This window comes from Streptomyces sp. NPDC001514, assembly GCF_053597075.1.
Window position 1 is genome coordinate 14,620 of record NZ_JBSFHO010000037.1, and the last position, 19,458, is coordinate 34,077.

The following is a 19,458-nucleotide window of genomic DNA, read 5'->3' on the forward strand; positions in this document are numbered from 1 at the left end:
GTACGAGCGCAGCTGCTGACCAGGTGATTTGAGAGGATGCCCCCGTGCTGACCCGTTCCGCCTCCTACCCCGACCGGGAGACCGCCCAATGGGCCACCCAGCAGGTGGTGACCGCCAACGAGCAGGTCATCCACCGCTGGCTCGCCCAGAACACCCGGGCCCGCCTCACGATCGAGGCCGCCTGGCCGTCCCGCGAGGAGCCGGTGGGCCGGGTCCAGCTGGAAGCCGATCTGCTGGCGGGCCGCGGGCCCGCCGAGGTCCGCGCAGCGCGCGTGGTGCTGCGCCGCGAGCCGTCGAGCCCGCATGGCTTCGTCGTCCACACGACCGTCCCGTTCTACCTGTAGGGGCCGCACGCACATGTCCATGAAGCCCCTCGAACACGACCGCCGGTACGGCGAGTTGGACCAGGTGATGCGCGCGTACCTGGGGCAGCCGGCCGACGACACCCCGGAGAGGCGCAGCCGCGCGCTGGACGCGTACCTCCGTCACACCTGGCACACCCGCCCCTCGGCCATCGCGGAGGCGGAGCGCCAGCTGCGCGAGTACAGCCGCAACCCTCCGGGCCGCGTCCGGCACGGCCTGGGCGAGTTCTACGCGATCCCGGACACCGGGATGCCCCGGTCGGAGATCGGTGACTGGCTGATGGTGCTGGCCGACCACCTGAAGAAGAGCATCGAGGAAGGCGACGTCCCGGAACCGTCGTCCCCGCAGACGCATTGGGAGTGGCACGCGCGCTTCCCGGAGACCGCGCAACTGCTCGGCGGCTGGTTCTCGCAGGACATCGTCGACGAGTTCCCCGACCACGACGCCGCCGTCGCCGACTACGCCGCCACCACCGACCCCCAGCTGGTCGCACGCCTCGTGGGCGAACTCCACGAGTTGCTCGCGCTCCCCCTGGACGAGGGGGACTACGCCCTGGCCGCCGCCGAACTGGGCATGGAAGTCGGCCCGCCCGAGCCGTTCTCCTACGGCGCCTGGTTCCAGGCGCTGGCGACGACGCTGTCCAGCATCTGACCCCGCCTTGAGGCCGCCGTCCGCTGGTGCACGAAGCCCCAGGTCAGCGACCTGGGGCTTCGTCGTCGTCCAGACCGACGTGTGGTGGCTCCCGATCGAGGCACAGCAGCGTCGCCGAGAGGGAGGAAGATGGAAGGGAGGGGAGGATCACGCAGGGGCATGGAAGGGGCCGGCGGTCGTGGATCTTGTACTGCGCCCGGGTACCGCGGACGATGCCGCAGCGCTGCCTCGGACGCGGTCACGGCCCGGCGTGCCAGTCCCGCTCCAGATCGCCTGTGTCGAATACGCTGCGAAGACGTCCGACCTGGCGTCCTTGACAACGCGTACGCACAAGGGACTGCCACCTGGTGGCGGCCCTCCACGTCGGCCCGGATGCCGCAGCTGCCGGATGCAGGAAGGGGTGTGGCATGAGGTCCCCAGGCGTGCACCTACGGGAGATCACCGACGACAACCGGGAGGCCGTTCGTGCCCTCCGCGTCCGACGTGACCAGAAGCAGTTCGTCGCTTCAGTGTCCAAGTCGCTCAAGGAGGCGGCAAAGACGCCGGAGGCCAATCCCTGGTACCGCGCCGTGTACCGTGGCGACGAGCCGGTCGGCTTCGTGATGCTGTCGTGGAAACCGCCGGCTGGTCCTTTCAAAGGGCAGCACTTCCTCTGGCGCCTCCTCGTCGACAAGCGGTACCAGAGGCGAGGGATCGGCCGAGAGGCGCTCACGCAGATCGCCGCCCTGGTTCGCGCGGACGGCGCCACCGAGCTGCTGACCAGCTACGAGCCCGGCGAGGGCGAACCGTGGCCCTTCTACCAGAAGTTCGGGTTCGAGCCCACCGGGGAGATCGACGACGGCGAGATCGTTCTGCGGCTCACCTTCCCCGCTCGGTGAGCTCGTACGGGAAGCCGCGGACGGTTTTGACCTCCGCCACCCGAGTCCGTGGAGCACTTCACGGCGGCGGCTCGGAACTCGGTGATTCCCGGCTCAAAAGTCAGCGTCGGACGACAGCACCGCCTCTGTGAAGTCGGCCGGCGGCTGGTAGTCATGGGCCTCGACGTAGTGGGCGATCAGCTCAGGGGCGGCGTAAGCGACGCCGTCGCCCATCACTCGTATCTCGGCGCTTCCCCGAGGGCCATCGAGGCGCCTGGCAGCAAGTCGCGAGGCGCACCATGGACAGAGGTGAAAACCTCGGGTCTGCTGTGCTCGGTGGGTGCGGGTCATGCCCTTCAGCCTCTCGACCAGGTCCGGCGGTGGAGAGCCCGTCGCGTACCCCCTACCGCTGTCGAGCCAGCCCACGTTGAGCAGTGTGACGCCGCGCCAGAGGCCTGATGCCGCCGGAGCCCAGTTGTCCCTGTCGTACGTGTACGGAGTCAGGTCTGCGTAGTACGTCATGGTGGCTGTCTACCAGCAACAGCGAGTGCCGGGATCACCAGGCGCATCAGATGAGCAGCAACTGACCGGGCTGTACGGATTCGTCCGCACCACGACCCACCGAGCGCTCCGGCTCAGCGGTCGATGACGGGTCGGTCACCGTCGCGTCCGAGGGCGCCAGTACCGCGTTCAGCACGACGGCGGCCACCGACTCCGGTCGTAGGAACTGGTCCGGGTGGTACTCGCGGCCCGCGCGTTCGGCCGCGCTGCGCTGCAGATCGGTGTCGGTCGGGCCCGGATGGATGGAGGTCACTCGGACTCCATTGGGTTTCTCCTCGGTTTGCAGGGCGTCCGCGAACCCGCGCAAGGCGTACTTGCTGGCGACGTAAGGGCCGCGGTTCGACGTGATCCGGAGCCCGGATCCCGCGTTGATCAGTACCACGTGACCTCGGCTGTGGCGGAGGGACGGCAGGAGCAGACGAGTGAGTTCCGCGGCCGAGAAGAGATTGACCGCGAAGACCCGCTGCCACACGTCCAGCGGGGTACGGGCGATCGTGCCGGGCTCGGCGACGGCGGCGTTGTGCACCAGCACGTCCAGACGGTCCACGCCGGCTGTGGCCTCGGCGAGTCCGTCAGGGTCCGACAGGTCGGCCACCCATGGGCGGGCCCGGCCCGGCAGCTCGCGTGCGAGTGCCTCGAGGGACCGGGGGTCCCGGCCGCCGAGGAGCACGTCGTGGGTGGGTGCGAGCGCGCGGGCGATGGCCGCGCCGATGCCGCGGGAGGCTCCGGTCACGAGTGCGCGGGGCCGTGGCGTCGTCATGAGGGGGGCCTTTGCACGGCGGGCCGGAAGGTGACCGGCAGGCTGGTCAGTCCGCGCATGAACCGGCTGTGTCCCCAGGTCAGTTCGGAGGGATCGACCGCGAGAGCCAGTTCGTCGCACCGCTCCAGAAGGGTGCGGAGCGCGATCGTGGCTTCCGCTCTGCCGAGCGGCGCGCCCAGGCAGTGGTGAACCCCGTGTCCGAAACCGAGGTGTCCACGGCTGTCGCGGAGGATGTCGAAGCGGTCGGGCTCGGCGAAGCGGTCCGGATCCCGGTTGCCCGCGCCGTAGGACAGCAGCACGGCCTCCCCGCCACCGGGGACGGTGACGTCCCCGATCCGTATGTCGCAGGTCGTGAACCGCAGTACGGGCGCCATCTTGATGGGGCCGTTGTAGCGCAGCATCTCCTCGATCGCCTGCTCCATCAGGGACGGCTTCCTCCGGAGCATCTCCAGCTGCCCGGGGTGTTCCAGCAGCGCCAGTACCCCGCTGCCGATGAGGTTGGCGGTCGTCTCGAAGCCCGCCACCAGGAGGAGGAAGGACATGCTGATCAGCTCGTCCTCCTCGTGACCGGCCACAAGAAGCCGCTCCAGCAGGTCCCCGGCATCGGCCGCGGACTCCCTCCTGGCCTTGAGGAGCCCGGCGAGGTGGTCCCGCATCCCGGAGGCCGCCTGAGGCGTTCGCCCGTGGTCGCTCTCGCTCATCTCCACGTAGACGGTCGCCAGCCGGGCGAAGGTGTCCCGACCTTCGGTGGGCACGCCCAGTACCTCCGAAATGACCGTGAGGGGCAGGCGTTTGGCGAAGTCGGAGATGATGTCGCAGCGCCCCAGCGGAAGGAATGCGGACACGAGATCATCGGTGATCTCCTGGATTCTCGGACGCAGGGCGTCGATTCGGCCGGGCGTGAACTCCCCTGCCACCAGCGCGCGCAGTCTTGTGTGGTCCGGGGGATCGCAGCGGAGCATGTTCCGTGTGACGGTGTACGTCTCGGTGGCGAAGACCCAGGGAGCGGCCCGCACCGCCCTGCCGGCGCGCCGCGGATCGTTGCTCAGCCGTGGATCCCTGCTCACCGTGCGGATGTCCTCGTGGCGCGTGACCAGCCATACGGGAACACCGGCGAACGTCACGCGCCGTACGGGCCTCTCGGACCGGAGCTGGGCGAGCAGCGCATACGGGGCGCTGACAAAGCCCGTCCGGTGCATGAGGTCGACGGCACCTTCCGCGGCCGTGTGTGCGGCCGGCGCAGGGCAGGAGACGGCGGTGTCGGTCTGATCGGCATTCATGGGACCTCCATGTGGGCAGGATCGTCTGCGTCCCGTGAACTCATCCGGCAGTGGGCAGTGCGAGGCGCACCGGCAGTGCGTCGCAGTGGGGGGTGGAGGGGTCTGCGGCGACGCATGGACTCCATGCGCCCCACGAGTGATAGATGCAGCCGCTCCGGCGCTCCAGGTAGCAGATCAGATTGACCGGCCAGCCGGTCCTGGCGAAGACGTAGGTGTCCATCTGCGTCGGATGCTCGCTCAGTGGCGAACCGGTGCCGCCGGGAGAGTCGATGTTGTGCCAGTCGGGGTGGAGGTGTACCGAACCGAGAATGTCGAGTCCACCGGCTTCGGCATCCCGCATGATGCGGAGCAGGTCGGCGGAGTCGCACCAGTATCCGCGATGGGGGTTCTCGTAGGCCGTTCCGAAACAGGGAATGATGGACTCCGAGAACTCTCCCAGGGCCGCGGTGTCCCTCGCCCGGACGTTACGGCCGAAGGCGACCCGCTCGATGCGGGCGGTGTGGTCGCGAACGCTGCCCACCAGCACGCCGAAGCACGCATAGGGCAAGCCGGGCCTGACCGTTCGGTAGACGCCGACGGCGGCGTCGAGGAACGTGGAACAGGCGGCACTCTCCATGAACACATGGACGCCGTCGGCGTGTTCGTTGACATCTCTGGCGCTCATCATGACTCCCGTTCCGGGCGTATGACGGGAACAGAGGTGAACCCGCGCAGCCGCCCGAGTCGCTGGACGGGCGATCGTGCCGGCACGAGATCCGGAGCTCGCTGCCGGAGCCGTCGCAGCAGCATCGACATCTCCAGGTAGACCAGTTCTGCGCCGAGGCAGTAGTGCGCACCTCCGCCGAAGCTCAGATGGCGTGGTCCGCCGCGCCCCGGACGGAACTCGTTGGGCCGGGGGAAGACGCCGGGATCCCGGTTGGCGGCACTGAGCGCCGCCCAGACGTGTGCACCCTCCGGCACCGGCACCCCGCTGATGACGACCGTTCTCGCGGGGATCCTGGGTGCGGGGGTGAACTGCACCGGAGCGTCGTAGCGGAGCACCTCGTCGATGAACAGCCGGGTGGTGGCAGGGCCGTCCAGGAACGTCGCCTGCTGCGGGTGGCGGCTCATCAGGACGATCCCGGTCTCGATACCCGCGGCGATCTGTGGGTACCCGGCGACGACGAGTCCCGTGAGAATGCTGATGAGTTCGTCATGGGGCAGGGCACCGGCACGGCGGGTGTGTGCCCGGACCATTTCGGACATCAGATCATCACCGGGCCTGCGGCGCCGTCGGACCACTTCCTCCTGCAGGTAGGCGGTGAGCCGCTGCATCGCCGCGGCGCCGCCGCTGTCCGGGTCCGGCAGCGGCCCGGAGGTGGGGAAGATGTCGGCGACCAGCGTCGACACGAGGTGTCGATCGTCCTGCGGCAGGCCCAGGATGTGCATGATCGTGTCGCGGGGAAGCGCCTCGGCGAGTCCGCTCATGTCGGTCACGCCGTCCCTGAGGGACTGCACAACGGGGTCGAGGAGTTGGTCGCAGCGCCCGCTGATCCACGTCTGCCGGCCTCGCACATGCTCGACGAACCGCCGGGCCACCGCGGCACGCATCCTGGTGTGCCGGGGCGGGTTCTGTGAACTCATGACGCGGGACAGCACGGGCGCCGGCCGGTCCGCCGTACCGACGGAAGGCCCGGGGTCGCCCGGTGCCAGGAAGCTCTCACGATCGGCCAGGACGCGCAGGCAGTCCTGGTAGCGGGACAGCAGATATGTGCCGTTCCGGATCCGGTACACCGGTTCCGTCTCGCGCAGGCGCTCGTAGACCGGGTAGGGGTCACCGGTGTGAAGGTCCGTGAGTGCGTCGGTGGAGCCAACGGTTCCCATCGCATCAGCCCCTCGCGGTGGCGAGTGGTCCGGGACCGGTCCGTCCTGTCCAGTGGGTCCGGGAGTCCGACGGACCTGCGTGTTCGGTGAATGTTCGGTGAATCCGCAGGTCCGGTGCGTTCGCTGTCCGGCGCCTGCTCCTCACCATTGACCCCTCCGAACGGGTGAAGTGCGACTCGGAGCGCGGCGCGCTACTCCGAATGGGTGAGTCGAGGCCGGCTCCCGGGGTGCCGGCGCGGCACTCCTTGCAATGCCGTTCAGTTGGGGCCTACGGAGGGCACGGTCCAGGGATCTCGCAACGGTAGGCCCCTCTTGTGGGCCGACGTCACACCGCGTGTTCCAGCATGCTCGGTGATCGGGATTGCACCCGAAGGCTCTACCGTCCCGGTCATCCGACCGGTTCAGGAGGGCGCGCCGGTCAGGACTTCCACCTGGCCGGTGTCGAGCGAGTAGTAGGCGCCGGCCACGGCAAGGGCACCCTTCTTCACGAGAGGGGCGAGGTCCTGGTTGGAGCGTAGGTCGGCCGCGGTCAGCTTGACCTGGGCGCGGGCCATGGTCTCGACCGGGTCGGCGCCGCCTTCCTTGACTGCCTGCTCGTACGCCGGTCGCAGAGCCTTGGCGATCGCCTCCAGGTTGCCGGACAGCGGTTCGCCGTCACGGATGGACTTGTACGCCGCCTCGACGGCGCCGCAACGCTGATGCCCGAGGACCACGATCAGCGGGGTGCCACTCGTCATGGGCCCGTACTCCACGGAACCAATGACCACCGGGCCGACCGCCTGCCCGCCCGTGCGCATCACGTAAAGGTCACCCAGCCCGGTATCGAAGAGGAGTTCAGGCGGCACCCGGGAGTCGATGCACGAGAGGATCACGCCGTAAGGTTCCTGCTTCTCGGCTACGAGCTGGCGTCGGTTCGGATCCCGGTCGGGATGCCGGAGGTCTCCGCTCACCCAACGCTTGTTGCCGTCCGTCAGTCTCGCGAAGGCTGCCTCCGGCGTGGTCGGCCGCGCATCCGTCGTCGGGGCGGCGGTCGTCGCCCCCGGGGAGGCGCTCGTGGATGAGCACGCCGTCAGCGCGCCTGCGGCGACCGCGAGACCGCCGGCAAGCAAAGCCCTCCGATGCGGCTGTCCTGCGCTGTCCATCGGTCGTTCCCCTCGGTGCCGCTGAGACACGTCCGTACGTCTTGACCCTGGTGACTATTCAGCGTGGTGGGGGTGATCCGGCGGCAGGCACGAGCAGACGTGGGCTCCCGTGCCCACGGACGGCCCACATCCGCTCGCCGGCTGCTCGCAGCCGGTTCCTGACCATGGCATGTAACCGGCATGTCACGACTGATCCGCCGGAGCAACCGGTGGCCGGCGATCTCCATGTCACCGAGTGAGTGCCGCAAGGACCCGGCACCGGTCACATCCTTCGGGGGGCGTCATGCAGTACAGGAACAGCATCCGCAGAGCCGCGGCGGCGATGGTCGTGGTCTCCGCGGCCACCCTTCTGGCCACGGGCTGCCAGCCGACCGGCGACGATTCGGGTGCCGCCGCGCCTTCGGCGGCGGGGAAGCCTTCGGGCGCGCCCTCGGCGGCGGGGAGTCCTGCGGGCACCCCGAACCCCGCCGCCTCGGAGCCCGGCAGGACCAGCGTGCCGCCCGTGAACGACCCGGCGGAGAGCGGCTCGTCCGGGGGGTCGGGCGAGGGAGCCGGATCGAGCGGCACCGCTCCGACGTGTGCCCCGACGGACCTGAGGGCCGAAGGGCACCAGGCGACGGACTACCCGCCGGGCACGGGCACGGGAGCGGAGGTCGTCGGGTTCAAGAACACCTCGGATCGCGCCTGCACCCTGGAGGGCTTCCCGACGGTGGCTGCGGCAGGAATGACCCGCCCGGACCTCAACCGTCCGCTGGCGGTGACGCGTACGGGATCCGCGTCGCCGGTCCGGCTGGCACCGGGCGGCACGGCGTGGGTGAAGCTCACCTTCGTCCAGGTCCAGGGCGAGGCCGACGGCTACTGCGTGTCCGGGGCCGAGCCGCAGTTGTACCCGACGCTGATCGTGGGCCTGCCCGGGGCGGGCCGGCACCAGGTCCAGCTGGAGGATGGAAGGGATGTCGCCGCCTGTGACGACAAGGTGACTGTCACCGCGGTGTCGGGGTCGAAGCCTTCCTGAAAGTCGAAGCCCTCCTGAAAAGAGGGGAAACACCGGCACCCCGCTCGTGTGAACCAGGGCCATGGCCGATGCGGGCTGTGGCACCGCACGGGCCAAGTCGCGCGCCACCTCGCTCCTGATGCGGTGTCAGGGAGGTGGCGCGTCGCCGACCGGTTCATCGGGCGATTCAGCAAAGGGGTTCGCTGAGCTCGATTGCGCGCAACGCGGCGGCGAGCGCTTGCTCGTCACCGAGGTCCAGTGCGGTGTCGGTGAACTTGATGACGTGCTCGTCGCCGTGTGCCAGGGCGCGCTCGAGGACTTCTTCGGCGGTGATGCGACCGGGAGATACGTACGGGATCGGTTCCGTCGGGGCATACATGGCGGTCACGGCCGCGGACGCTGTCCACGCAGCGTGCAGGCTCGGTGCCCACAGGGCGCGAGGGAGAGCGGGAAGGGTGCGCAGCACGGCGTTGGGGGCCGTCGCCGCGTGGACCAGCATGGTCTCTTCGCCATGCCCATGAGTGGCGTAGCGATGAGTCGCAGCACGCACCAGCTCCGCAAGCCGCTGCTTGGCCGTGTCCGGGTCCGTCACTCCGGCCGCCCATGCCGGCAGCCGATCGACGCGGGCCAGCCTGGCCGGGAAGCCGCCCTGCGGGTCGGGGATCGGAGGCACTGCGTCCAGGGCCCCCACGGCGTCCGGCGCACCGGGGAGCAGGGCGATGCCGGAGACCGGGTGGTGCCGGGCGGCCCAGTAGCCCAGGCCATGGGCGAGTTCGGTGAGCCGTGGCGCGCTCTCGCCGCTCTCGACGAGGGCACGTACGGCGTGGCCGACCCGGATCACGGGATGGGTGGATCCCCCGTACATCCCCGGCAGCAGACGCGGCCACCACAACGCGAGCAGGCTTCGCCAGGAGTGTTCGTCGGTGGCGCGCGTGAAGTACGCGATCCAGTCGGCGACCCGGCGGGGATCGCCCAGCGCAGCGGGCCAGTCGGCGTCGGTGATGGGCGCTACGGCGGTGGGGAATTCCTCGAGTTTCTTCCCGTAGAGATCCAGCCAGCGGTGTACGGCGCCCGACCGTCCATGCGAGGCAAGGGCCTCGACCACCATAGGTGCGTGATTGGTGAGCCGTCCGAGCCGCTCCGGCCCCGAGGCGTGCAACCGTTCCAGTGCTTCGTCGAGCGCACCACTCGTACCCCTCATGTCCATGCAGAGCACGCTAGGCAGGAGTCGTACGGTCCGGCATCGGGCCCGGGAACGAAGCCCAGCCCGCCCGGGTCCTACGACCGAAGTCGCAGCGGGCAGTGACAGGTTCGGGATGTGTCGGCCGTCCACCCGGATTCCCGTCGGCGGCGCCGCTCCACGCGAAGAGCCCGGAGGGTCATCCGCGGGGGACGCGCAGGACGGCGAGCAGGACCAGGGCGCCGGCCTGGATCGCGGCCACCACCGTGACCAGCACCGGGATCGAGTACGCGTACAGAGCCCCGGTCAGAGCGCCCCCGGCGAAGGCCGCCCCTCCGACGACCGCCGCGAACAGGCCGTATGCGGTGGCTCGCCGCTCCAGCGGCACCAGGTCGGCCACCGTGGCGCGCAGCGTCGATTCCTGGACGCCCATGGCCGCACCCCACACCAGTGATCCGGCCACCACCAGTGCGAGGCGGTTCGTGAACGCCAGGGCCGGGACGGCGGCGGCGAGGAGCGGCAGCACCACGAGGACCCGCGGCCCGACGCGGTCGTAGCACCAGCCTGTCGCCAGGGCCGCGACGGCGTCGACGCCCATCGCGGCCGCGTACAGCACCGGCACCGCGGCCGTGGAGACCAGGCCGCGTTCGACAAGGTGGTAGGAGAGGATGCCGAAGGTGGCGAAGCCGGTCATGGTCGCCGCGGTGAAGATGGCGTACACCCAGAACGCGCGCGGCAGCCGCCTCGCCTCACCAAGGCCGTCCGCCGACGCAGCAGCAACAGGCGTGGGCACCATGGCCCGCTCGTACGCGGCCGTATCAGGCACCCGTCTGCGCAGCCATACCAGCAACACCAGCACCGCCGCCCCGGGCACGGCCAGCACTCCGAGCGCCGGTCCGTACGCGTCCCCGGTCAGCGCGAGGACGCCGGCCACCGTCAAGGGGCCCAGCAGCGCCCCGATCTGGTCCATCGCCTCGTGCGCGGCGAACCCGCGCCCTCGCCCGGTCGCCGCCGTCGCGTGCGAGAGGAGGGTGTCCTTGGCCGGGCTGCGCACCGCCTTGCCGACCCGCTCGGCGATCACCAGCGCACACGCCACCCACAGCACCCCGGCCACACCCAGCAGCGGCACACTCACCACCGTCAGCGCGTACCCGGCGATCGCCCACGCCCAGAACCGGCCCGTACGGTCCGCCAGCGGCCCCGAACCGAGCCGGAGCACCAGCGCCGCCGCCTCACCCGCGCCCGTCACCACCCCGACCACCACCGCCGAGGCGCCCAGCGACGCCAGCAAAGGCCCCGTGATCGACCGCGCACCCTCGTACACGAAGTCCGCCAGCAGGCTGACCGTGCCGAACCAGAGCACGAACCGCCACGGCCGCATCCCCACCGCTCCGGTCCCGGAGACCTCGGCCTCCGTACGGGTCCGGCTCATGCCCACAACGCCTCGGCGAACGCGACGCCGACGAACACCGCGCCCAGCGCGGCCACCACACTGGCCACCACGTTGACCGCCGCGTAGAACTTCGCGCCGTCCTCGGCCAGCCGCAGCGTCTCGTAGGAGAACGTGGAGTACGTCGTCAGCGCCCCGCACAGCCCGGTCCCCACCAGCAGCTGCACCTCGGACGAGGCGGCCCCGGCCGTCACCGCCCCGGTCACCAGCCCCAGCACCAACGACCCCACCACGTTCACCGCGAAGGTCCCCCAGGGGAAGACGGTGTCGTGCCCGGCCTGAACGGCCCGGTCGGTCAGGAAACGCAAGGGCGCCCCGACCATCGCACCCACGATCACCAGCAGCCAGTTCACTTGTCCCTCCCCCGGCCCACGTAGCGGATGACCTCGCACTCGTCCAGGATCACCAGGCCCTCCGCGACCAGCTCGTCGAGCTGGGGCAGGAAGGCGCGGACACGCTCCTCGTCATCCACGATCACGATCGCCACCGGCAGGTCCTCGCTCAACGACAGCAGCCGCTGCGTATGGATCAGCGACGACGCCCCGAAACCCTCGATCCCGCGGAAGACGCTCGCGCCCGCCAGCCCCGCCGCACGCGCCCGGTGCACGATCTCCGTGTACACCGGCTTGTGGTGCCACACGTCGTTCTCCCCGATGAAGATCGTCACCCGCAGGGCCGAGCCCGTCAGCCGTGTCATGCCTGCCTCCACGCCAGTACGCGGCGCGTCAGCGACACGGCCGTCCACACCGCGGTCAGCGCCGCCACCAGCGTCATTGCCAGATACGCAAGACCCGTACGCGCCTCACCACGGTCCACCAGATGCTGTATATCGGCGGCGTACGTGGAGAACGTGGTGAACCCGCCGAGCACACCGGTGCCGAAGAACGGCCGCACCAGCCGGTGCGCAGCCCACACTTCGGAGATCACCACCATGAACACACCGATCACCGCACACCCGACCACGTTCACGGCCAGCGTCGTCCACGGGAAGCCGCCCGCCGCGGTCGGCCAGATCAGCGACGCCCCGTACCGTGCCGACGCCCCCACGCCGCCCCCCAGCGCGACGGCACACACGACCGGGCCCTGCCCGCGCAACAACGCGCGCCACCAGGCGGGTACGCGATCCCCGACTCCGGGATCATCACTGAGGTCGTCCACCACCTGGGCCTCAGAACTCCCCACCACGCATCTCCTACTCGCAGGGCACCGGCATCCAGGCGCACTTCGTCGCAAGTAGGGACCGTTGGCGGCATCCTCGCCGCGGTTCGGGTACGGCGGGCCCCACCGCCGCGCGACGCCTTCGAAGCACCGCTCGTCCCAGCCTAGCGGCCGCTCCGTTTCCAAGCGCGGCTGTGTACAGCATGGGGCGAAGGGTCTTGTGGCCCTCGGCACGACGGGAAGGGCGACGGCCTGAACGGGCGCGCCTGCCGCGCGGGCCCATGCCCAGGAGGTGAGGCGACAGAACCCCCTTCGCGTAAACGCTGCGTTCCGGGCGGACCAATATCTGTGCTCATGAAGTGAGAAATCGATGCGATGCGCGATCAAGTTTTCTGAACCGACAGACGGAGCGTAATTATCCGCCGTGCACATCCGATCGCGCCGTGCTACTGTCGATATCAGTTGCAGTTGTGGTTCCCAAGACTTCAAGTGCCCCTACCGGCCTTTCGCGCCGATGGGAGTGCTTTTGTATTTCCGGTCATTTTCCGGGCGGGGCAATCATCGCGGCGACACGGACTCCGCACAGTGCGGACTCCGGGCACTGCCCCGAAGGAGATTTGACATATGGCTACTGGCACCGTGAAGTGGTTCAACGCGGAAAAGGGTTTCGGCTTCATCGAGCAGGACGGTGGCGGCGCTGACGTGTTCGCCCACTACTCGAACATCGCCGCCCAGGGCTTCCGCGAGCTGCAGGAAGGCCAGAAGGTGAGCTTCGACATCGCGCAGGGCCAGAAGGGCCCGACGGCCGAGAACATCGTTCCCGCCTGAAGCTGACGCGCACAGTCCACAGCTGGGGCCCGCACCTTGGGGTGCGGGCCCCAGCTCGTTGCACTTCAGGACTCAGCCCCGCCGTCACACCGTGGCGCTTTCACCGTCGGCATGATTCCGAGGGTTGCGCGATCGCACCGTACGGCGGATGCTCCACTCAAGGCTCCGGACGCAGATCCGTCAGAGCTTCCCACACGCGACGCCCCGGCCTCTCCGGCCCGGATCGCGTCACCTGTTTCAGCGCCTCTGCCCGTGCGTATTTCCCGCCGGCCGCCAGATCCGCTTTCGCATTTGTTTTGGCCCGTTCTCGCGATTCTCTGTGCTGCTCATTGCCGCAGGAATTCCTTGATACGTGCCGCATCGAGGAAGGTTCTGCATGAACCGCACACGTACGAACGACCGTTTCGCCCGCACCCGCACCGGCGGTTCCCGCTCCGGAAAGGGCGGCAGCCGCTGGGGTGCCCCGGCCTCCAGCCGCTCCGGTGCTCCGAGCCGTTCGGGTGGCCACGGGCGCCGCCCCGCCGCACGGCAGGGGGAGTTCGCCCTGCCGGAAACGATCACTCCCGCGCTCCCCGCCGTCGAGGCGTTCGCCGATCTCGACATGCCCGCGCAGTTGCTGGCCGGGCTCGTCGCCGAAGGCGTGACCGTACCGTTCCCGATCCAGGCGGCGACCCTGCCGAACTCCCTCGCGGGCCGTGACGTACTCGGCCGCGGGCGCACCGGATCCGGCAAGACCCTCGCCTTCGGCCTGGCGCTGCTGGCCCGTACGGCCGGCCGACGAGCCGAGCCCCGGCAGCCGCTGGCCCTGGTGCTGGTACCCACCCGGGAGCTGGCACAGCAGGTCACCGATGCGCTCACTCCGTACGCCCGCTCCGTGCAGCTGCGGCTGGCCACGGTGGTCGGTGGGATGTCGCTCGGCAGGCAGGCCGGTGCGCTGCGCGGTGGGGCGGAGGTCGTCGTCGCGACGCCGGGCCGGCTGAAGGACCTCATCGAGCGGGGCGACTGCCGCCTGGACCAGGTCGGCATCACGGTCCTGGACGAGGCCGACCAGATGGCCGACATGGGCTTCATGCCGCAGGTCACGGCCCTGCTGGACCAGGTGCGTCCGGAGGGTCAGCGGATGCTGTTCTCGGCCACCCTGGACCGCAACGTCGACCTTCTGGTCCGCCGGTACCTGACCGACCCGGTGGTCCACTCCGTCGACCCGGCCGCGGGTGCGGTCACCACGATGGAGCACCACGTGCTCCATGTGCACGGCGCGGACAAGCACCGGGCGACGACCGAGATCGCGGCGCGGGACGGCCGGGTGATCATGTTCCTGGACACCAAGCACGCCGTCGACCAGCTCACCCGCCACCTGCTCAACAGCGGTGTACGGGCCGCCGCGCTGCACGGTGGAAAGTCGCAGCCGCAGCGCACCCGGACCCTGGCCCAGTTCAAGACGGGGCATGTGACGGTGCTGGTGGCGACCAACGTCGCGGCGCGCGGGATCCACGTCGACAACCTCGACCTGGTGGTCAACGTGGACCCGCCCAGCGACCACAAGGACTACCTCCACCGTGGGGGCCGCACGGCCCGCGCCGGCGAGTCCGGCCTCGTCGTCACCCTGGTCACACCCGACCAGCGCCGCGACATGGTCCGTCTCATGTCGGACGCCGGGATCAGCCCACGGACCACACAGGTCCGCTCGGGTGAGGCCGAACTGAGCCGCATCACCGGCGCGCAAACCCCGTCGGGCATCCCGGTCGTCATCACGGCACCGGCGGCCGAGCGCCCCAAGCGCAGCGCCCCCGCCTCTCGTGGCGGGCGCAGCCGTACCGCCAGGAACCGCCGCACCGGCCAGTCGCCGCGCCGCACGGCTCAGCGGCAGTCCGCCTTCGACGCGGCGGCCTAGGGGTGTCCGGCTAGGTCCTGTCCGGTCGATCAGGCCGGATCAGTGAGCGGGGTCTGGTGCCGTACATCGCAAGGCGGAGGAGGAAATCGACGCGGAGCGTCGGTGACCGACGACAACGCAGCGAGGTGCGGCACCAGGGCACGCGAGCCCGGCAAGATCGGCCGGACAGGACCTAGGTGGACAGGGCCTGGAACCCTTCGTGATCAGGACGCCGACCCATTTCAGCAGGAGGCACTTTGACGCTGGTTCAGATGCAGCCGCGCCAGGCGGATTCCGCCGGCCGGACTGTGGTCGACGCCATGGACGCGCCCGGACCGCAGGTCTGGGACGACATGACCGTGGAGGTGGCCTTGTCCGTCATGGCCGGCGCCCGCTCCGGGCACCTGCTCGTCTGTGACGAGGACGGCCGGTGCACGGGCCTGATCACTCAGGCCCAGCTCGCCCTCGTCCGCGACAGCTCCGCCTATACGGACCGGGTCCGTCTGCGGGACGTCGTCGGCGACACCGGACCGTTCACCTCGCCCGTGACCACGGTGGTCGAGGCCGAGCACGCGATGCGGTACCGGCAGCTCGGGGCCTCGCCCGTCGTCGACGAGCACGGCTGTGCCGTGGGCGTTCTCACCCTCTCACGCTGATCCGCCTTCCCCCGGTCGGACCCCTCTCCCTCTACCTGTGAGGCACCATGCGCTGCGTCATCGCCCGTTTCCCGTTCGACCTGTCCAAGAGCGGGGTGATGGCGTCGATGAAGGGCGTCAAGCCCGAGCCGGTGACGGGTGAGTCCGTGATCATCGGCCGCCGCCATTACCCCGTGAAGCAAGTGGGCGAAGTCATCACCCGCCAGGACCGTCGCGACTTCACCGCCGGCGAAGTCATCAGGGCCATGACCCGTCTCGGCTTCACGTGCCGTGCCCTGCCCGAGGCCTCACCGGCGCCCGCCCTCACTCCGCTCGAGAAGGCGTCGGCACTGCTCGGCAACCCCACGCCCGTGTAACCGAAGGGTCGGGCGAAAGCCGGGGCAGGACAGTGATGAGGGCTCGGCCGGCGCGCGCCGGCCGAGCCCTCGTCGCGTTCGGCCTCCGGTCGACGAGACACAGCACCTGACAGCACCTCCCTGGCCCGCCACGGATCCGGTCACCGGGGCTCAGCGGTCGGAGTAGCTGAAGTCGCCAACGGTCCAGCCGCTGACATCCTCGATCGCGACCCGGTACATCCCGCCCGTCTCCGGGATCCCGATGCTGCCTTGCAGGATCCGGGCGACGTGGAAGTGCAGATGCGTGGGCGGCTTGCCGGGGTCGGGCCGGTCCTGCGTCCGGTCGGCGGTGAAAACGCCGGAGAACGGGCCGAGGCGGTCCGAGTCCCTCAGGACCTCCGACACACGCTGCCTCCACACGGCTTCGGGAGCCAGCCGTCCGGTGATGACAGCGCCGCCGATGACCACGGTCAGGGACATCTGATTGCTCTGCTCGGACTCCACCATGGCGGCGACATCGACGAGCAGTTCGTCAGCGTTCGACATGACAGCCGATTCTATGCGTCGGTCCGGCCGGCGGACACGTAAAAATCTGTGCTCGCCAAAGCAGACATTGGGCCGTCGCGCGGTTAAGGTTTCTCTTGTAGACGCAGTGAAACGAGACCCGGCAGAATCGAACTGGCGGGTAACAGTACTCATCGGTACTGATTCGGTAATTGGTTGACTCAGGTGAAGAACGGAGGAAGCAGACGCCATCGGGATCGCCCGGGCAGGGAAGATTCGGCCCGGGTGCCGTACGACCCCGGAATGGAAGGTGGTCCCCGGTCACGCATTCGCGATCCCCGCACTCCCACCCTCTCCCGGGTGGGGTAGCGGAAAACAGAAGGTCGGCACCGCAGTAGGGCCGACAGATGGTGTTCAATTTCCTTCGGGGCCTTGGTGCTGTATGGCGCCAGGGCCCCTCGACGCGTTGCACAACGAGGTGAGAATGACAGCAGACACTCCGCTCAGTGGCCGCCTGGACGACGACGACTACCCCGCGTACACCATGGGACGGGCCGCCGAGATGCTCGGCACCACTCCCGGTTTTCTCCGCGCCATCGGTGAGGCCCGCCTCATCACCCCGCTCCGCTCGGAGGGCGGACACCGCCGGTACTCCCGCTACCAACTACGGATCGCCGCCCGCGCCCGCGAACTCGTCGACCAGGGCATGCCGGTCGAGGCCGCCTGCCGCATCGTCATCCTCGAGGACCAGCTCGAGGAAGCTCAGCGCATCAACGCGGAGTTCCGCCGCGCCGCAGCCGAACAGCACGACGACACCCAGTGAGCCCGTCCGGGCACAGAGGTCCGGCTGGAGCCGGAGAGCATTGTCCGGCCCCTCGCCCACATCCGGCCCATCGCCGTTACCCTCCGGACATGGGTGAGGACATGGTGGGGCTGTCCGGCCGAGTGACCGGGACGGTGGGGCCGGGGCTGGTGGGCGAAGTCATCGTGAAGATCCGGGGCGGGGCGGAGCACTTCCTGGCCTACCCCGCGATCGGGAACGAACGGCTCGAGACCGGCACCGTGGTGATGATCGTGGAGTATCTGCCTCCGCGCACGGTGTACGTGACGGCCGCGTACGACAACTGAGCGTGGCTTCAGCTCATTTGGCCATGGGTTTCGCCCGCGCGTATCAAGATTTCGACAAGGGTCCGTCAGCGTCTTCACCCGGAAGTCGCCCGGGCGCACACTCCCCTCACAGGTGCCGAACGGCACCGTACTAAGGGGGCGCATGCCGATGGTCATCGGCACCGTGGCGGGAGTGGTTCTCGCCGCCGTCATCGTTCTGGTCGGCCTGTTCAAGCTCATGTGGCGGGTGGCCGAACCGAACGAAGCACTCGTCATCTCCGGTTCCAGGCACAAGACCGAGGGTCTTGGCGAGGGCATGGGGTTCCGTATCGTCACCGGGCGCGGAACCTTCGTACTGCCCGGCGTGCAGGCGGTCCGGAAGCTGTCGCTGGACCTCAACGAGACAGAACTGTCCGTGGACTGTGTGACCCACCAGGGCATTCCCCTGCGGGTCAAAGGCGTCGTCATCTTCAAGGTCGGGGACGACTTCGTGTCGATCGCCAACGCCGCACGCCGTTTCCTGGACCAGCAGAGGATGATGCCGGAGCGGGTGCACATCGTCTTCGCCGGCCATCTTCGCTCCATCGTGGGCGGGTTGACGGTCGAGGACATGATCCGCGACCGGGAGAAGCTCACCGGCCAGACCCGGGCGGCATGCGGGACCGAGATGGAGAAGCTCGGCCTGATCGTCGACTCGCTGCAGATCCACGAGATCGAGGACCCGACCGGATACATCAAGAACCTCGCCATGCCGCACGCCGCGGCGGTGCAGCGGGACGCGCGGATCGCGCAGGCCGAGGCGAACCGGCTGGCGACGGAGGCCGAGCAGGCCGCCTTCGCCCGGATGTCGGAGGCGACCCGCGACAGCGAGATCCTTCAGGCCGGCTACCAGGCCGAGCGGGACAAGGCGGCTGCCGCCGCCCGGCAGGCGGGCCCGCTCGCGGACGCGGCGGCCCGGCAGGAGGTCGTGGTTCAGGAGACCCGGGTCGCCGAGCTGGAGGCGCAGCGCCGCGAGCAGCAGCTGCAGGCGGACGTGCGCAAGCCGGCGGATGCGAAGGCGTACGAGAAGCGGACGCTGGCCGAGGCCGAGCGTGACGCCCGTATCTCGGCCGCGCAGGCCAAGGCGAAGGAGACGGAACTCGCTGCGGCCGCCGAGGCGACCCGGGTGAAGACGGCCGCGGCCGCCGAGGCCCAGGCCACCGAGGCGCGCGGGGCCGCGGCCGCGACGGCGACCCGCGCAACCGGTGAGGCCGAGGCGGCGGCGACGCAGGCCAGAGGGCTCGCGGAGGCCGAGTCGGCGAAGGCCAAGGGCCTGGCCGAGGCCACGGCGATCAAGGCGCGTGCGGCGGCGCTCGCGGAGAACCAGGAGGCCGTCGTCGCCCAGCAACTCGCCGAGAACTGGCCGGAGATCGTGGAAGCCGGTGCGGGTGCCTTCGCCAATGTGGAGCACATGGTGCTGCTCAACGGCGCCGAGGGCATGTCGGAGATGTTCGCCAAGGCCCTCACGATGGGCGGCACCGGGCTCGGTCTCGCGCGCCAGCTGCTGGCCTCGATGAACCAGAACGGCCACGTGCGGGGCGCGCAGGCCCCGACCGTGCCCTCGCCGGCATCGCAGCCGATCTCGATCACGGAGGAGGGCGTCAAGGACTGAGCCCCCGCGCTCCGACGGCAGGGCGCCCGGCTTCCGCCACAGGCATGAAGCATGGGTCGCGTCCTGTCATCCGCTCCGTGCGACACCGGAAGCCCCAGGCCATGGCCTGGGGCTTCGTTGCTGTACAGCCCCGTTGGGAAGGTCCGCACCCTCCGCGTGCCATGCAGCTCCCCGGTGCTTGAACAGAAGTCACCGACGAGGCGTACGCATAACGACGGCACCGGCCTCCCCGGCCCGGTCCGCCG

The 19,458-nt window shown here is 69.7% G+C and carries 23 protein-coding genes; 11 read left to right on the forward strand and 12 right to left on the reverse strand.

Translation table 11 applies throughout. The features are described from left to right. Nucleotides 1-44 precede the first annotated feature (44 nt). From ACWCXB_RS30405 to ACWCXB_RS30415, 3 genes are all read left to right on the forward strand, one after another. Nucleotides 45-344: an RNase A-like domain-containing protein gene (locus ACWCXB_RS30405; RefSeq protein ID WP_450726968.1), complete on the forward strand. Its 300-nt coding sequence runs from the start codon at nucleotides 45-47 to the stop codon at nucleotides 342-344. A 13-nt stretch (nucleotides 345-357) separates the two neighbouring features. Then, on the forward strand, nucleotides 358-1,014 hold the full coding sequence (locus ACWCXB_RS30410) for a contact-dependent growth inhibition system immunity protein (RefSeq protein WP_450726969.1): 657 nt from the start codon (nucleotides 358-360) through the stop codon (nucleotides 1,012-1,014). 407 nt (nucleotides 1,015-1,421) lie between these two features. After that, nucleotides 1,422-1,892, forward strand: coding sequence for a GNAT family N-acetyltransferase (locus ACWCXB_RS30415; protein ID WP_450726970.1), 471 nt, complete (start codon nucleotides 1,422-1,424; stop codon nucleotides 1,890-1,892). A gap of 93 nt (nucleotides 1,893-1,985) precedes the next feature. Here ACWCXB_RS30415 and ACWCXB_RS30420 read toward each other — a convergent pair whose 3' ends face one another. The 6 genes from ACWCXB_RS30420 to ACWCXB_RS30445 all read right to left on the reverse strand — a co-directional run bounded on the left by ACWCXB_RS30420 (nucleotide 1,986) and on the right by ACWCXB_RS30445 (nucleotide 7,477). Further along, nucleotides 1,986-2,393: a DUF7919 family protein gene (locus tag ACWCXB_RS30420; RefSeq protein ID WP_450726971.1), complete on the reverse strand. Its 408-nt coding sequence runs from the start codon at nucleotides 2,391-2,393 to the stop codon at nucleotides 1,986-1,988. A 46-nt stretch (nucleotides 2,394-2,439) separates the two neighbouring features. Continuing rightward, nucleotides 2,440-3,192, reverse strand: coding sequence for an SDR family oxidoreductase (locus ACWCXB_RS30425; protein WP_450726972.1), 753 nt, complete (start codon nucleotides 3,190-3,192; stop codon nucleotides 2,440-2,442). Next, nucleotides 3,189-4,472: a cytochrome P450 family protein gene (locus tag ACWCXB_RS30430; RefSeq protein ID WP_450726973.1), complete on the reverse strand. Its 1,284-nt coding sequence runs from the start codon at nucleotides 4,470-4,472 to the stop codon at nucleotides 3,189-3,191. Before ACWCXB_RS30430 ends, ACWCXB_RS30425 begins: the two co-directional genes overlap by 4 nt. Before the next feature lie 40 nt (nucleotides 4,473-4,512). Beyond that, a complete protein-coding gene (locus tag ACWCXB_RS30435) occupies nucleotides 4,513-5,136 on the reverse strand; it encodes a hypothetical protein (protein WP_450726974.1) in 624 nt (207 codons plus the stop codon). Further along, complete coding sequence (locus tag ACWCXB_RS30440; RefSeq protein WP_450726975.1) at nucleotides 5,136-6,335, reverse strand: cytochrome P450; 1,200 nt, start codon at nucleotides 6,333-6,335, stop codon at nucleotides 5,136-5,138. Before ACWCXB_RS30440 ends, ACWCXB_RS30435 begins: the two co-directional genes overlap by 1 nt. Nucleotides 6,336-6,736: 401 nt before the next feature. Then, nucleotides 6,737-7,477, reverse strand: coding sequence for a carbonic anhydrase (locus ACWCXB_RS30445; RefSeq protein WP_450726976.1), 741 nt, complete (start codon nucleotides 7,475-7,477; stop codon nucleotides 6,737-6,739). Nucleotides 7,478-7,760: 283 nt separating this feature from the next. On the opposite strand from ACWCXB_RS30445, the gene ACWCXB_RS30450 reads away from it, so the two are divergent. Then, nucleotides 7,761-8,492: a DUF4232 domain-containing protein gene (locus ACWCXB_RS30450; RefSeq protein ID WP_450726977.1), complete on the forward strand. Its 732-nt coding sequence runs from the start codon at nucleotides 7,761-7,763 to the stop codon at nucleotides 8,490-8,492. A gap of 166 nt (nucleotides 8,493-8,658) precedes the next feature. Here the strand turns inward: ACWCXB_RS30450 and ACWCXB_RS30455 are convergent, their stop codons facing one another. From ACWCXB_RS30455 to crcB (ACWCXB_RS30475), 5 genes are all read right to left on the reverse strand, one after another. Then, nucleotides 8,659-9,672 (reverse strand): questin oxidase family protein, encoded by a 1,014-nt coding sequence (locus ACWCXB_RS30455; protein ID WP_450727038.1) that lies wholly within the window; start codon nucleotides 9,670-9,672, stop codon nucleotides 8,659-8,661. Between the two features lie 178 nt (nucleotides 9,673-9,850). Then, nucleotides 9,851-11,083 carry an MFS transporter gene (locus ACWCXB_RS30460; RefSeq protein WP_450726978.1) on the reverse strand — a complete coding sequence of 411 codons (1,233 nt, stop codon included), beginning with the start codon at nucleotides 11,081-11,083 and terminating at the stop codon, nucleotides 9,851-9,853. Continuing rightward, complete coding sequence (gene crcB, locus ACWCXB_RS30465; protein WP_450726979.1) at nucleotides 11,080-11,454, reverse strand: fluoride efflux transporter CrcB; 375 nt, start codon at nucleotides 11,452-11,454, stop codon at nucleotides 11,080-11,082. Before crcB (ACWCXB_RS30465) ends, ACWCXB_RS30460 begins: the two co-directional genes overlap by 4 nt. Then, entirely contained in the window at nucleotides 11,451-11,798 is a 348-nt protein-coding gene (locus tag ACWCXB_RS30470) for a DUF190 domain-containing protein (protein ID WP_450726980.1), read from the reverse strand. Before ACWCXB_RS30470 ends, crcB (ACWCXB_RS30465) begins: the two co-directional genes overlap by 4 nt. Beyond that, on the reverse strand, nucleotides 11,795-12,283 hold the full coding sequence (gene crcB / locus ACWCXB_RS30475; protein WP_450726981.1) for a fluoride efflux transporter CrcB: 489 nt from the start codon (nucleotides 12,281-12,283) through the stop codon (nucleotides 11,795-11,797). The genes ACWCXB_RS30470 and crcB (ACWCXB_RS30475) overlap by 4 nt, the downstream gene beginning before the upstream one ends. Before the next feature lie 600 nt (nucleotides 12,284-12,883). Between crcB (ACWCXB_RS30475) and ACWCXB_RS30480 the strand changes: the two genes are divergently transcribed. From ACWCXB_RS30480 to ACWCXB_RS30495, 4 genes are all read left to right on the forward strand, one after another. Continuing rightward, nucleotides 12,884-13,087, forward strand: coding sequence for a cold-shock protein (locus tag ACWCXB_RS30480; protein ID WP_030224351.1), 204 nt, complete (start codon nucleotides 12,884-12,886; stop codon nucleotides 13,085-13,087). Nucleotides 13,088-13,463: 376 nt separating this feature from the next. Further along, nucleotides 13,464-14,981: a DEAD/DEAH box helicase gene (locus tag ACWCXB_RS30485; RefSeq protein ID WP_450726982.1), complete on the forward strand. Its 1,518-nt coding sequence runs from the start codon at nucleotides 13,464-13,466 to the stop codon at nucleotides 14,979-14,981. Between the two features lie 236 nt (nucleotides 14,982-15,217). Continuing rightward, a complete protein-coding gene (locus ACWCXB_RS30490; RefSeq protein ID WP_450726983.1) occupies nucleotides 15,218-15,616 on the forward strand; it encodes a CBS domain-containing protein in 399 nt (132 codons plus the stop codon). 47 nt (nucleotides 15,617-15,663) lie between these two features. Further along, nucleotides 15,664-15,972 carry an SCO5918 family protein gene (locus ACWCXB_RS30495; protein ID WP_450726984.1) on the forward strand — a complete coding sequence of 103 codons (309 nt, stop codon included), beginning with the start codon at nucleotides 15,664-15,666 and terminating at the stop codon, nucleotides 15,970-15,972. 150 nt (nucleotides 15,973-16,122) lie between these two features. On the opposite strand, the gene ACWCXB_RS30500 is transcribed toward ACWCXB_RS30495, so the two are convergent. After that, complete coding sequence (locus ACWCXB_RS30500) at nucleotides 16,123-16,497, reverse strand: hypothetical protein (RefSeq protein WP_450726985.1); 375 nt, start codon at nucleotides 16,495-16,497, stop codon at nucleotides 16,123-16,125. Nucleotides 16,498-16,939: 442 nt separating this feature from the next. Here ACWCXB_RS30500 and ACWCXB_RS30505 point away from each other — a divergent pair, with 442 nt between their 5' ends. From ACWCXB_RS30505 to ACWCXB_RS30515, 3 genes are all read left to right on the forward strand, one after another. Continuing rightward, a complete protein-coding gene (locus tag ACWCXB_RS30505; RefSeq protein ID WP_450726986.1) occupies nucleotides 16,940-17,278 on the forward strand; it encodes a helix-turn-helix domain-containing protein in 339 nt (112 codons plus the stop codon). A gap of 101 nt (nucleotides 17,279-17,379) precedes the next feature. Then, nucleotides 17,380-17,583 carry a hypothetical protein gene (locus tag ACWCXB_RS30510; protein ID WP_450727039.1) on the forward strand — a complete coding sequence of 68 codons (204 nt, stop codon included), beginning with the start codon at nucleotides 17,380-17,382 and terminating at the stop codon, nucleotides 17,581-17,583. Between the two features lie 142 nt (nucleotides 17,584-17,725). Continuing rightward, nucleotides 17,726-19,213 carry an SPFH domain-containing protein gene (locus ACWCXB_RS30515; RefSeq protein WP_450726987.1) on the forward strand — a complete coding sequence of 496 codons (1,488 nt, stop codon included), beginning with the start codon at nucleotides 17,726-17,728 and terminating at the stop codon, nucleotides 19,211-19,213. The last annotated feature ends 245 nt before the right edge of the window (nucleotides 19,214-19,458 follow it).